The 13,132-nt window shown below is 47.0% G+C and carries 12 protein-coding genes; 1 reads left to right on the forward strand and 11 read right to left on the reverse strand.

The window, feature by feature from the left end; translation table 11 throughout:
• Positions 1-5: 5 nt before the first annotated feature.
• The gene (locus RF679_RS10090) at positions 6-536 is read right to left on the reverse strand and encodes an FKBP-type peptidyl-prolyl cis-trans isomerase (protein WP_309480512.1); all 531 of its coding nucleotides are present in this window, start codon (positions 534-536) and stop codon (positions 6-8) included.
• A gap of 111 nt (positions 537-647) precedes the next feature.
• On the opposite strand from RF679_RS10090, the gene RF679_RS10095 reads away from it, so the two are divergent.
• The gene (locus RF679_RS10095) at positions 648-1,787 is read left to right on the forward strand and encodes a ribosomal protein uL16 3-hydroxylase (RefSeq protein ID WP_309480513.1); all 1,140 of its coding nucleotides are present in this window, start codon (positions 648-650) and stop codon (positions 1,785-1,787) included.
• Positions 1,788-2,040: 253 nt separating this feature from the next.
• Here the strand turns inward: RF679_RS10095 and RF679_RS10100 are convergent, their stop codons facing one another.
• The 10 genes from RF679_RS10100 to RF679_RS10145 form a co-directional block, all read right to left on the reverse strand.
• Positions 2,041-2,496 (reverse strand): hypothetical protein, encoded by a 456-nt coding sequence (locus RF679_RS10100; RefSeq protein WP_309480514.1) that lies wholly within the window; start codon positions 2,494-2,496, stop codon positions 2,041-2,043.
• A gap of 7 nt (positions 2,497-2,503) precedes the next feature.
• On the reverse strand, positions 2,504-3,697 hold the full coding sequence (gene bamC, locus RF679_RS10105; RefSeq protein WP_309480515.1) for an outer membrane protein assembly factor BamC: 1,194 nt from the start codon (positions 3,695-3,697) through the stop codon (positions 2,504-2,506).
• Positions 3,698-3,771: 74 nt separating this feature from the next.
• Positions 3,772-4,656 (reverse strand): 4-hydroxy-tetrahydrodipicolinate synthase, encoded by an 885-nt coding sequence (dapA, locus tag RF679_RS10110; protein ID WP_309480516.1) that lies wholly within the window; start codon positions 4,654-4,656, stop codon positions 3,772-3,774.
• A 227-nt stretch (positions 4,657-4,883) separates the two neighbouring features.
• Positions 4,884-5,456, reverse strand: coding sequence for a class I SAM-dependent methyltransferase (locus RF679_RS10115; RefSeq protein WP_309480517.1), 573 nt, complete (start codon positions 5,454-5,456; stop codon positions 4,884-4,886).
• Positions 5,446-6,069: an L-threonylcarbamoyladenylate synthase gene (locus RF679_RS10120; protein WP_309480518.1), complete on the reverse strand. Its 624-nt coding sequence runs from the start codon at positions 6,067-6,069 to the stop codon at positions 5,446-5,448. The genes RF679_RS10115 and RF679_RS10120 overlap by 11 nt, the downstream gene beginning before the upstream one ends.
• Before the next feature lie 106 nt (positions 6,070-6,175).
• On the reverse strand, positions 6,176-7,051 hold the full coding sequence (gene htpX / locus RF679_RS10125) for a protease HtpX (protein WP_309480519.1): 876 nt from the start codon (positions 7,049-7,051) through the stop codon (positions 6,176-6,178).
• A gap of 86 nt (positions 7,052-7,137) precedes the next feature.
• Complete coding sequence (locus RF679_RS10130; RefSeq protein WP_309480520.1) at positions 7,138-7,989, reverse strand: 3',5'-nucleoside bisphosphate phosphatase; 852 nt, start codon at positions 7,987-7,989, stop codon at positions 7,138-7,140.
• Positions 7,990-8,079: 90 nt separating this feature from the next.
• On the reverse strand, positions 8,080-10,395 hold the full coding sequence (locus RF679_RS10135) for a TonB-dependent receptor plug domain-containing protein (protein WP_309480521.1): 2,316 nt from the start codon (positions 10,393-10,395) through the stop codon (positions 8,080-8,082).
• 236 nt (positions 10,396-10,631) lie between these two features.
• Positions 10,632-11,969: an ABC transporter permease gene (locus RF679_RS10140; RefSeq protein ID WP_309480522.1), complete on the reverse strand. Its 1,338-nt coding sequence runs from the start codon at positions 11,967-11,969 to the stop codon at positions 10,632-10,634.
• 55 nt (positions 11,970-12,024) lie between these two features.
• On the reverse strand, positions 12,025-12,972 hold the full coding sequence (locus RF679_RS10145) for an ABC transporter ATP-binding protein (RefSeq protein ID WP_309480523.1): 948 nt from the start codon (positions 12,970-12,972) through the stop codon (positions 12,025-12,027).
• Positions 12,973-13,132 lie beyond the last annotated feature (160 nt).

A 13,132-nucleotide genomic window follows, 5' to 3' on the forward strand; every position in this document is an offset into this window, starting at 1 on the left:
AAGAATTAATGCAAATGTACGGTACGGAATTCTCCGTCTTCATCATCTTCGTCATGATGATGACCGTGCTCTCCATGTACATGTCCATGCGCAATCTCTTCAGCTGTCGCTGCACGAACATCGACGACCTTTAATGCAAATCGCAAGGCGATACCCGCCAAAGGATGATTACCGTCAAGCACGACCTTATCTTCAGCAATTTCAGTAACCGTAAAGATAATGCTGTCACCATCCTCACTTTCTTCGGGCGTACCTTCGAATTGCATTCCAACCTCGATCGGCGATGGCAGGCGAGATCTATCTTCAATCTTCACCAGCTCGGCATCATAGTCTCCGAAAGCATCTTCAGGCTCAACCTGAATCACATCATCAAAACCAACCGCCTGCCCATCCAAAGCTTCTTCGATTTTCGGAAGTGTGTTTTCGTATCCTCCATGGAGATACACCATTGGTTCCTGACCTTCCTCAATCAGATTACCGAGTGTATCGGACAAAGTGTATTCGACCGTCACCACGGTATCTTTGGTAATTTTCATACTATTTCCTTAAATATTTCCAATCTTTTGCGCTAGCGCAGTCATTATACCTTCCTCAGAGTGTCGGTATGCTTTATCCTGCCGGAAGTTTTTGCTTCTACGATCGACATCATGAAAAAATCCTCCACCGCATTAGAACTTCTTGGCGGCATCACCGCAGAAGAATTCTTCAAGACATATTGGCAAAAAAAGCCACTTTTGATTCGCCAAGCCATTCCCGACTTTAAAGCCCTCTTCAGCCCAGAAGAACTGTTTGAAATGGCTGCTCGTGACGATGTCGAATCGCGATTAATTTGTTCGTTCGATAATCATTGGGACATGCAACATGGTCCAATATCGAAAATACCGCTTAAGCAAAAGAAAGATTGGACACTGCTCGTGCAAGGCGTCAATTTGCATCAAGAGAAAGCCGATCAGTTACTTCGACAATTCCGATTTGCACCAGATGCCCGTCTCGATGACCTCATGATCAGTTATGCCCGCGACGGCGGCGGTGTCGGACCACACTTCGATTCTTATGATGTATTTCTGTTGCAAGCACATGGTCAACGACGTTGGCGCATCAGCGCACAAAAAGATCTGACACTGATCGAAGGCATGCCGCTAAAGATCTTACGCAATTTCGTGTGTGAACAAGAGTTTGTTTTAGAACCGGGTGACATGCTTTATTTGCCACCGCATTATGCCCACGATGGAATTGCGATTGGCGAGTGCATGACCTATTCGATAGGCTTCCGTACACCGTCCTTCCAAGAGCTTGGTGAAGGATTCTTGCAATTCATGGTGGATACGATAGAGCTGCCCGGCCGCTATGCCGATCCTGATCTCAAACCACCGAAAAATCCAGCCGAAATTAGTTCGGCAATGTTAGAGCAAGTCATCGGTGAACTCGAGAAAATTCGTTTCTCAAAAAATGACATGACGATATTTCTGGGTGAATACCTGACAGAACCCAAAGCCTCGGTCTTTTTCGATTCCCCAGAGCCAGTTCTGACACCTAAACGGTTCACGCAAGCGGCTCTCAAAAATGGTGTACGACTGAATTTGAAGTCACAAATGCTCTACAACGGAAAGCACATCTTCATCAATGGTGAATCCTTCTCGGTTGGTGCACGCGACAAAGGGATTCTGAGCCTGTTAGCGAATCAACGCCAACTTAGCGGCGAGCAACTACAAGAAGCATCTGAAGATGTGATGGAAGCGTTCTGTATTTGGTATGAGGATGGCTGGTTGGAAATCAAAGCAAAATGAAGGAAACACTACAATTGAAATGAAAAAATTGGCCTTTGCAGTCACTTTTTTGATCACGAAACAACGAAGATTAGAAGAAATGATCTGTAAATCACAAATTTAGTTCATTTTTTTGGAAAAAATTCTCATCAGGTATATTCGATTGCCAGAAAACTCATTATAATTCGCGGTTGGGAAAGTTTCGTAGGCTTGGCATTCAATTAGATTTTCAACCGACGGCTTAACCTATTGAGCGATAATTACCGGTAATTATTCATCGCAAGTTTGTTGTTTTTTTAGATCTATTTATTGAAAGTAAAAACATGAAAAAATCACTTTTGCTCGTTTCCTTGTTGGCAGTAGCTTTGGTAGCTTGCGGTAAGAAAGAAGAAGCTTCTGCATCCGCTTCTGCATCCGCTTCTGTTGAAGCAGCTCCAGCATCTGCTGCAGCAGCTCCAGCATCTGCACCAGCAGCCGACGCAGCAGCATCTGGCGCATCTGCACCAGCAGCAGCTCCAGCAGCTGAAGCAGCAGCTTCCGCAGCATCTAAGTAATTTTCATTACTTCCAAGAAAAGCCGGTCCTAGACCGGCTTTTTTTGTATCCTTTACAAATGCATCCCGCTCAAATTCATGTAACGAATACTGAGTCGAATAAATTTGGATAGGACAAGATCCGCAGGAAAAACAAAAAAGGCAGATTAATATCTGCCTTTTTTTGTTTTTATGCAATGAACAATTACTTCAACTGTTCATTCAATACTTTAAGGATCTTCTGTGCCACTGGTGTTGCTGAAACCTTACCATCTTCACCATGCACTGTCACATGGCTGACATCGCCACTTTCCTTCACCAAAATACGGTACTTTTGACCATCTTTAGCAGTTTCACTAGAGCCCCAAGAGAAGAGTTTGGCAAAGAATCCCTCACTTGCGCCCTTTTTCTTAGCATCAATATCTTGATCGATGTATTGGACATAATACAAACCTTTAGAGCGATCGCGATCCTCGATGGTGAAACCAATACGATCTAATGCCAAACCAACACGACGCCATGAACGATCAAAGCCTTCATCAGTTTGCAAATAGTACAGATCATTCAAGGTCAGCAACTGCGAGCGTGGAGCGACATTCGACTGCACTTGAGCATCGTTTGTCGTCGCGGCGATCTGCGCTTTTGCTTTCGGCGCATCAGAGCCAAGTCGTATCATCAAACGAGATAAGAATTCAGCTTCAAGGCTGGGATCATTTGCACGAGAAGTCCACGCTGTCGTGTCTTTCTGCATACCTGTGTAAATTTCTTGAGCACCGCGGTGACTGATATAGACCTCAACTTCACCATTAGCACCACGCTCTACGCGAGTACGGAACTTGTCGCGCTCACCCGTGGAGTACAGTGAATCAAACACTTTACCCAATGTGGCGCGAATCATATCCTGAGGAATCTTGCCGCGATTTTCCGCCCAGTCCGTCTCCATCACGCCAGTCGATTCATTTTCGACATTGATCAAGAATCCATTGTCTTGCCAAAAATCTTTCAGAATAGGCCAAATAAGCTCTGGGCTCCCTTTCACGGCCAAGTAGCGCTGCGAACCATCACGTGCAATTCTTGCATCTTTCAACTGATTAGGAGCAACCACGCCACTCGCTGTACTGACCACACCACCGCCGCGCTGCTGAAGATAGGAGGAGGCTGTCGCACTACCTTGATCGTTTTCTGGGATAGAAAACCGGCTATCACGGCGAATTTGAGTCAAATCAGGTGGCACTTCCAAAGAGACTGTTTTTGCCTTAGCAGCACTACGGTAATCAACCCGATTCTCTGTCAGATTACCAGTAAAGGTACATCCTGTAGTGGCACCAGCAACTCCAATAACGCCAGCCCAAACCATTGCACGAACCAACTTCTTATTCGCAACTACGCTTTTAACCATGTGAAAATTCCTACGAGTTGTAATCAATTACCGCGCATCGAAGCGAGGAATGCTGAGGCACAGTGTCAAATTCTTCAACCGAGCAATTCCGCTTCACGTAATGCGGAACGAACAATATCATGATATTGGGTAGAAAGGCTAACTAATGGCAAACGAATTCCTGGCGGAATCATTCCCATTTCAGTCAAAGCCCATTTTACCGGCACTGGATTAGGCTCTATGAAGAGCTTTGCATGTAGAGAAAGAAGCTTATTATTAATCGCTTTTGCAGTCGCCAAATCACCATTCATCGCTGCTTTGCACATTTCATGCATTGCTCGCGGCGCGACATTGGCAGTGACAGAAATATTTCCCTTGCCACCGAGTGCCATCAAGGCGATTGCTGTCGCATCATCACCAGAATAAATGGCGAAGCTTTCAGGAACCATACGCAATAACTCGATATCACGGGCAATATTACCGCTTGCTTCCTTGACGCCGATAATCCCTGGCACCTTCGACAAACGCAGCATGGTCTCGTTTGACATATCAGCCACTGAACGACCGGGAACGTTGTACAAAATAATTGGGATATCAACCGCTTCAGCAATCGTTTTAAAGTGCTGGTACATACCCTCTTGGGTCGGACGATTGTAATAAGGAACTACCTGCAAGGATGCATCCGCACCGGCTTCTTTTGCAAAGCGCGTCAATGCAATCGCCTCAGCCGTTGAATTACCGCCAGAACCAGCGATAATCGGAATACGTTTTGCAGTATGTTCAACCGCAATGCGAATGAGTTCGCAGTGCTCTTCGACGCTCACAGTCGGCGACTCACCAGTCGTTCCAACGATCACAATACCATCGGTCCCTTCAGCAATATGCCAATCGATAAGCTTCTTTAAGCTTGGAACATCGAGGCTACCATCAGGGTGCATTGGGGTCACGATCGCGACCAGACTTCCTTGAATCTTTGTCATGTTAGTGAGTGTCAAAATGAAAGCGCATATTGTAGCGGAACAGTCTCTTGCTGAGTAACAGAATCCCAGATATTTACTAGGAAAATAGAGGGATTTGAGGCGGACATCCCTTTAAGGCGGGGAAGATGAGGCAAGACTGGTCTGGGCTACACATGCACTGTTAATTGAAAGAAATGTTGTTAGCGCTTCGGCGGCCGATTTTGAGGTAAAAAAATCTCGACTGAAGGCTAAATGATGCGACGCGCGCAAATGCTCTGAACGATTGCAGGACCATTTCGGTTGACCTGTCCCTGTTCAAAATCAAGACATTGAAAACCACGGCTATCAGACCCCGCCTGACATCGCTCCAACAGCTCATCCGTCTTCAATAAAAAATGAGGATTTTTCGGGCGCCCGAAGTTTTGATGTCCATCGGAGAATGTTTCGTAAATCAGAACACCACCGAGCTTTATCGAAGCGAAAATGGAAGAGAATAACGGTCGATGTAAGTAGTTCGTCACCACGACCAGATCAAAACACTCGTCGCGAAATGGCCAGCGATAGCCTTTTAACGAACCCTCCAGATCACATTGGATACAGTTTATGTTTAAGCGAGTCAGCTCAGCGAATGAAGCCGAATCTCGATCAACGGCGATGACCTGAAAGCCAAGCGCACTCAAATAACGCGAATGGCGCCCTGCCCCACATGCGAGATCAAGCGCCAATCCTGTTTTACCATGAATGTGAGGCTGCTGTCGAAGTAACCACGGTGATACCGCCTGATCCATTGTCTGAGCAACTTCAATCAATTTAGAGCCCAAAGATAGCAACATCGCCGCGCCCTTGGCGAATCAACTCGGGCTCGTCCGACGTCATATCAATCACCGTGGTTGGATTCAAACTACAAGCTCCACCATCAATCACCAAATCGATCAATTTCTCAAGTCGCTCACGAATTTCTTCAGGATCAGTCAAGGCCTCTTCATCTCCCGGCAAAATCAAAGTTGTTCCCAACAGTGGTTGTCCAAGCTCATCGAGCAAGGCATCCACAATATTATTTTGAGGAACACGCAAGCCTATCGTTTTGCGTGAAGGATGGCTCAAGCGACGAGGTACCTCTTTGGTCGCTTCCAAAATGAAAGTATAGGGACCAGGAGTGGCCACTTTTAACATGCGATATTGTCGATTATCGACCTTCGCATATTGGGCGATTTCCGAAAGGTCACGACACAACAAGGTCAAATGATGCTTTTCATCGACCCCACGAATGCGCCTTAAACGCGTGACCGCCTCCTTATCATCAAGATGACAGACTAAGGCATAGCACGAATCAGTTGGAACAGCGACAATGCCGCCTTGATGCACAATCTGCACCGCTTGTTTAATTAATCGGAGTTGCGGATTGTCAGGATGTATTTGAAAAAATTGGCTCATGGCCCGATTATAAAGAAATCGGGCCGAGTTTCGCTATCTCTGCGAGAAGATTTCGCGTTTCTCTGAGCAACAGCAAACAATTCTTCTCGCCAACCAACAACTCAATTTATCTTAAATTTTGTAGCGCGCGGATTCGCTCTTCCATCGGTGGATGAGTCGAAAAAAGTGCACTCAATTGTGAACCATCACCGATACCTGCTGCGGCCAAATCACTCGGCAAAGCCCCTGGATGCAAACCTCCCAATCGCGCTAACGCATTGATCATTGGTTGTTTGTGCCCCAATAATCGTGCCGACCCAGCATCTGCACGGAACTCACGCCGTCTTGAAAACCAAGCAACGATCAAAGATGCACCAATTCCGAACAAAATCTGGAAGACGAAACTTGCAATCTCAAAGCCAATTCCCGGGCGATGATTTTCTTCGTCTTTCGACAAGAAACTATCCACCAGATAGCCTGCAATGCGCGATAAAAACACGACAAAAGTATTCACCACGCCTTGAATCAAAGTCATTGTTACCATGTCGCCATTCGCGATGTGCGCAACTTCGTGCCCCAACACTGCTTCGACTTCTTCTTTGGTCATGGAATCGAGTAAGCCAGTCGATACCGCAACCAAAGCAGAATCTCGAGACGCGCCGGTTGCAAAAGCATTCGGCTCACCGTTATAAATTGCCACATCTGGCATTCCGATTCCCGCTCGCTGCGCCAGAGTTTGCACGGTCGACACCAGCCAAGCCTCGGTTGAACTGGACGGTTGATTGATGAGGCGAGCGCCTGTTGACCACATCGCCATCGATTTACTCATCAACAAAGAAATAATCGAGCCTGTAAATCCTATCACTGCCGAGTAAATCAGCAGTGTCGTCAGATTCAAACCATTCGCTGTTAAGTAGCGATTAACGCCGAGCAAAGACACGACGACACTAATTACCAGCATCACTGCGATATTTGTCGCAATTAACAAAAAGATACGCCCCATTTCAACCTCCTCAATCAGCAAGAATACATGCTCTCATGCGGCGGAATATGGAGTTTATTTTGATGAATTCAAGACGAGAGTTCAGTTCAAACCAATAACTGCGCAAACCGCTCCCACACGGGATTCAAATGAGATGGCAAAGATGGCAATTGACCAAGATCCGGGGAATGATCATCAGGAGCATGAAAATCCGAACCGCGCGAAGCTAAAAATCCATAATCTTGCGCGATCTTGGCATATTCAAGATATTGATCTGGAGTATGACTGCCGGTTACAACTTCAATGCCTTCACCACCCAATTGCTTGAATTCTTGCAGAAATTCATCATGGGCGATCAAGCTCAAATCGTATCGTCCTGGATGGGCAATCACAGCAATCCCACCGGCATTTTTGATCCACTTCACCGCATCTGATAATTTGGCCCAGCGATGAGGAACATAACCTGGCTTCCCATCCGCCAAATAGGATTTGAACACTGAAGAAACGTCTGGGCAAACACCAACCTCGACCAGGTAACGAGCGAAGTGTGAACGTGAAATCAAATCGGGGTTTCCGACATATTTAAGCGCTCCCGCATAGGTCCCGGGGATACCTGCTTGAGCAAGGCTATGCGCCATTTCTTCAGCGCGCTGTTGTCGCCCCGAACGGGTTTGCCGCAAACCAGCTTGCAAATCAGGGTTGTTTTCATCGAAGCCGAGTCCGACGATGTGAATTGTTTTACCCGCCCAAGTGACAGAGATTTCAACGCCTGTCAGATATTTCATGCCAAGATCGTGTGCAGCGGATCGTGCTTTTGCAATTCCACCAATTTCATCATGATCGGTTAAAGCCCACAGTTGGACTCCATTGGTAAAGGCGCGCTCAGCGACCACTTCAGGTGCAAACACTCCATCAGAAACCGTAGAATGACAATGTAGATCGACGTTAAGGTGATGCATGATGCTGAGCGCCACAAAAAGAAAACAATACGCGTATTGTACTCCTTGCGGCGCCTAGCTGCAGATCCGGCCAAACTAAACTTCAGGCACTTAGAGCTTCATTTCCAAGCGAAGACTGAATACCGTGTAAGTACGTGAGCGACTGCTTTGCAAATAATTGATGCCATTCACATACAAGCTACTGCCATTAACAAAGTCATTTGCTTGTAAATTGCTGGCCGAAAGCCTGAGTTTGAGATTGGGCGAAAAGCGCCACAAACTATAAACATCAATTTGCTTCTTGACTCCCGTCGATGCCGTCTGTGTATCACTTACCTGATTCGTATAAGCCGGCGTCCAATTGATATTGCCACCAGCACTGAATGGCGTCCCCTGCATTTTATAATCAAGCCCCAAATTCGCTGTCATCGTCGGCTGTTGATCTAGGCGATTATTAGGACCTTTAACATCATCAACATTCGACCAAAACCGACTAAAGTTGGTACGCACATCGATCGCAGGTCCTTCGCTCCAAAACTCTTGCAAAGGAAACTTCGCCTCAAGCTCAATACCCTTCGCAAGTGCACGCCCGATATTGATCGGCGAATTAACCCAACGCGATCCATTGCTGCCGCTGACAAGAACAGTGCGACGACGAATCAAATCATCAATGCTTCTCGCAAAAAGATTAACGCTCATGATGCCAGCGTTTTTTAGATAATGCTCAAATGCGATATCGATGCCACGCGAAGACTCCGGTTTTAGATCGGGATTTCCACTGCGATCTGGACGTGTCGGTCCATTCAATGGCGATATCGTCGGCACAGCGATGATGTCGTTCAAGTTAGGCGCACGATAACTACTCGTTAAACCTAAACGAATTTGATCTTTACCCCAGTCTGGAATGCGATACACAGCGTGAACGATAGGATTGACGACGCTACTTGAATTATTCACCACGTAGTTAGCTTTGGTGCTGTGCGTTTGGATGGACTCCCATCGCACTCCAGCATAAGCCGACCATTGGGCATTGATGTCGAATTCATCCTGAACGTAGGCCGCCATACGACGCGTGTTGGCCTCTAAGTTATCGCCAGAATCAATGAATTGTGGGAGTCCATTGTTCAAAGAGGTACGAGTTTGATTTCGATGACTGTTTTCGATCTCCCACCCAGTTGCCAGATTTTGACGATCGCCCCATGGCATGGTGTACTTACCGCCACTGGTCCACGAAGTATCACGCGTATCATTGACATCGACCATATTGTCGAGTTGGACTCCAGTTCGATCAAACTGTGAACGCACACTATTGCTATCAGAATGACCAACCCCGCCACCCAAACGTAGAGTTAGCTTCGACGTATCTTCGAACTTGTGTTGATAATTAAGGTTTGCGCGTGCGAACATCGACTCAGAATTACCACTTGAAAATGCGTGTGCTACTGGCGGCTTTTGAGTGATGGGATCAATGATCTGCGGCGTTTGTTCAATACTTATATCGCTATTTGAATGACTACGGTTGTTCATCAAGAATGGCTGAAAATTGACGGTGCCGCCATTCTCAAATCGATAGGTAAACCGTGGCGTGAGATGGATGCCCGTCGATGATCGTCGCGTATGATCGATTTGATCTTGCACCAGTTGAACAATACCTGCATCAGTCACTTCAGTCTTATGGGTGCTGCCTTGATCTGCTTGGCCATTGTGGGAAATTGATCCACTCAAGGCATAATTCAGCGCATCCCATTGACCTGGGTAGGTAATAGAAATATTCGGAGCCACTCGACCTTGTTCAACGCCCAGCGCAATTTTAAGATCCGTGTCTTTGGGATGAAATTCTTCGCGCAAAACGATATTGATCGTTCCCGCAATCGCTTGCGTACTAAACTCCGCCACAGGGCCACGCATAATTTCGATGCGCTCGATCTGATCTGGCGCCAGAGACTCCATTGAAAATCCGCGTGGCGGGCGCTCTCCATTTACCAGAATCTGGGTATAGCCATTTCCCATACCTCGCATACGAATGTCACCACCCCGCCCAGGGCGCCCACCGGCCGTGACGCCAGGAAGACGTTTTAAAATCTCGCCCACTGTGGAGTCGCCATCGCGGTCGAGCTCTTCGCGTCCGATGATGATTTTGCCAGCGATGGAATTGCGGCGCTGATCGACGTCGGTTTGCTTAGCCCCGTTCACTGTCACTTTTTGTACACCATCACTGGCTGGAGCAGGCGCGTTTTGGGTTTGCGACAAACGACGACGATTTTCTTGTTTAATACCTTTCGCAGGCGTTTGCTCAGTCGACTTCTTTTCTCCCTCTTGTTCTTGTTGCGTTTTTTGGGGCTCTGATTGTGCAAAGCTGGGTTGCGCAATTACGCTAGCCGCGACTAAAGAGAATGCAAGAGGATGAAGGCGAAATTGAGGGAACATAGGGATTAATAACGATTAGGCTGACGAAACGAATGGGCAAACGTCACATTCGTACTCATTCGTGCTCATTCGCAACCAATAAGCAAACACACTACTTAAGCACGAACAATGTTAATGACAGCATTATAGGTACTTCGTTCCCTCTCAAGCGCGAGCTGGGCGAAGAGATTTGTATAGAAATGAAACAAACTTCTTCATCATGTTACTCGCACAAGCTCTGTATCAATCCCAAACGATTACATTGCGTCTTGAATACGGCGAAACTTCCACTGTGCCAAACCAAAAAACACGGCCGCGAAAACAAGTAAGGCTCCGGCGCAAGGCAGTGCTGCATCAAGCCCCAAACCGCGCCAGGTCATCGCATCGAAACCATCAACCGCCCACCGAGTCGGTATCATGACGGTGACCTGTTGCAACCACGCTGGAAATAAGAAAGACGGCAACCAAGCACCACCGAGCATGACCATAACCAACGTCGCAAAAATTGAAATCCCGCGAGCCGCTTCTGGTGTTTTCCCAAATGCTGCAATCAACAAACCAAAACTCGCGGTCATCAAAGAAAAGCCCAGCACGATCGCAAAAAAGCCGGGAATGCTGCCTAAAATCTTCACCCCAAACACCAACATCGCAATCACAAATATGGTGCAAGTTAAAGCAGCGGCGATCAAAGCACTCGACAACATGCGCGCTGTAATAATGGTATTGACACTAAGCGGTGCAGCCAACATGCGATTCCAGATTCCCATCTTGCGCACCATCAAAACGCCAACACCAACATCGATCGCCATGAACAAAACAAATTGCACAATCATGCCCGCGAAGGAATGAGCAAAGCCATTGTATTTCGCTTCCAAGGAATCTTTCGCAACGACCGGTGTATCTGTCGTCACAAACGGCATTGCCAGCCCACCAGTGGAAGGTGCTGACGTTGCGCCAGCTGAATTCGATGCGGTCGTTTCCTGTTGAATGGATGCGCGTTGTTGATATCGCTGCACGCTACGCAAAAAATCCTTTAGTTGCGTTTGCTCATTGCTCAAAGCTGCCCCGCCCTCTAATTGTGTCAAACCACGTTCGACCAGATCACTACCCGCGCGACCATTGAACATTTCGGCACTGACGACTTGCATGACTTGTTGAGTCAAAATACCTTTAACCATGGCCAAAGTCGTGCTCTGCGAAGGATCATAGAGCAAGGGTAAATCCGCCTTCTTTCCTGCACCAAAAAGAGCATCACCTGCAGCTTGACCAAATCCTTTAGGAATCTGAACAGCGACTGCCAATTTACCTTTTCTCACCTGTTCTTGCGCTTGTTCTAGACTGAACTCCAAGACTTCAAGGGTGGCTTCGCTCTTTAGGCCTACGAGAATCTTCTGACTAGTTGCATGCTGATCTTCCATGATCACTGCAATCTTAATTTTCGCCGCTTCCTTACCTCCATTACCACCGGTCAAAAAACCAAAAAATGCTGCGAGAACAACCGGCATCACCAGACTCAAAAACAAAGCCCGCTTATCCTTTAAAAACAGTAATACATCTTTGCGTATTAATGCGAGGATGGCTATTTTCGTACTCATAATTCAACTCCAATCACTTATCTTTTACATGTTCGGACTGATCCCAATGATGGATCTAGTCGCGCAAACTACGGCCGGTTAAAGTCAAGAAAACCTCTTCCAATTTCGCCTTGGCAGTCGCAAAGTACAAAAGTTGATGTCCTTGTTGTTGGAGATACTGAAGACAAGCAAACGCATGATCTTGATCTTGTAGACGGAGAGCGCCAGTGCATGCCGAAGAGGCTAATTCCAATGCCATCACGCCCGGCATCGCTAGCAACGCGTTCTTCTGTTCAGGCGCCAGAGCTTGTGCTAGCTCAAAATTCAGAGCCGCCTGAGCAGGCAATCGTTGATAGAGTTCTGCGGGACTACTGTTCGCGATGACTTTTCCATGATCAATAATGACTAAGTGGTCGGCTAAGCGCTCGACTTCTTCCATATAGTGACTGGTGTAAATCAAAGATTTGCCACGCGCTTTTAGCACCTCTAGCGCGTCGAAGATTGCATTTCGACTCTGTGGATCGACACCCACGGTAGGCTCATCAAGTATCAGCAGTTCGGGGTCGTGTAGCATCGCCGCTGCGATATTTAAGCGCCGCTTCATACCACCAGAAAAGTCTGATGGCTTATCTTTGGCACGGTCGGCGAGGCTTACCAACTCAAGCGCAGATTGAATGCGCGTTTGTAAGTCCTTACCGGACAATCCATACAATCCACCAAACAAGCTTAGATTCTCGTTGGCACTCAGGTCTTCGAACAAGGCCAAATCTTGTGGCACAAGACCAATGTATTTTTTGCTGTCGGCATTTTTCGCGCCCGCTTCTGAATAATGCAAAGCAATATTGCCACGATCAATTCGAATCAAGCCACAAATCGCACTCACAAGTGTCGATTTGCCCGCGCCGTTCGGCCCCAGCAATCCTAAAGTCTGTCCTTTTTGCACAGACAAACTCACACCAGAGAGCGCCTCTCGCTCACCGTATCGCTTACAAACATCCTGGACTTCCAATAGCACCGATGACATCGCCTCACCTCACTCAAAACAATTCAAATGTGCATGAAGTATGCGCCGCTTTAATCCCATTTCAAAGATGCAACTAACATCAATTTGATATGACATTTGTCATGACAAGGCTCAAATCAAAGGAGCATAAAAAAAGCCATCCGAAGATGGCTTTAGTCGA

The sequence above is a fragment of the Undibacterium cyanobacteriorum genome (assembly GCF_031326225.1).
GTDB lineage: Bacteria > Pseudomonadota > Gammaproteobacteria > Burkholderiales > Burkholderiaceae_D > Undibacterium > Undibacterium cyanobacteriorum.

What these genes read in the sequence shown, in the direction of transcription:
- RF679_RS10090 (WP_309480512.1), bottom strand. Translation starts at nt 536, where the DNA reads ATGAAAATTACCAAAGATACCGTGGTGACGGTCGAATACACTTTGTCC.
- RF679_RS10095 (WP_309480513.1), top strand. Translation starts at nt 648, where the DNA reads ATGAAAAAATCCTCCACCGCATTAGAACTTCTTGGCGGCATCACCGCA.
- bamC (WP_309480515.1), bottom strand. Translation starts at nt 3,697, where the DNA reads ATGGTTAAAAGCGTAGTTGCGAATAAGAAGTTGGTTCGTGCAATGGTT.
- dapA (WP_309480516.1), bottom strand. Translation starts at nt 4,656, where the DNA reads ATGACAAAGATTCAAGGAAGTCTGGTCGCGATCGTGACCCCAATGCAC.
- RF679_RS10120 (WP_309480518.1), bottom strand. Translation starts at nt 6,069, where the DNA reads ATGAGCCAATTTTTTCAAATACATCCTGACAATCCGCAACTCCGATTA.
- htpX (WP_309480519.1), bottom strand. Translation starts at nt 7,051, where the DNA reads ATGGGGCGTATCTTTTTGTTAATTGCGACAAATATCGCAGTGATGCTG.
- RF679_RS10130 (WP_309480520.1), bottom strand. Translation starts at nt 7,989, where the DNA reads ATGCATCACCTTAACGTCGATCTACATTGTCATTCTACGGTTTCTGAT.
- RF679_RS10135 (WP_309480521.1), bottom strand. Translation starts at nt 10,395, where the DNA reads ATGTTCCCTCAATTTCGCCTTCATCCTCTTGCATTCTCTTTAGTCGCG.
- RF679_RS10140 (WP_309480522.1), bottom strand. Translation starts at nt 11,969, where the DNA reads ATGAGTACGAAAATAGCCATCCTCGCATTAATACGCAAAGATGTATTA.
- RF679_RS10145 (WP_309480523.1), bottom strand. Translation starts at nt 12,972, where the DNA reads ATGTCATCGGTGCTATTGGAAGTCCAGGATGTTTGTAAGCGATACGGT.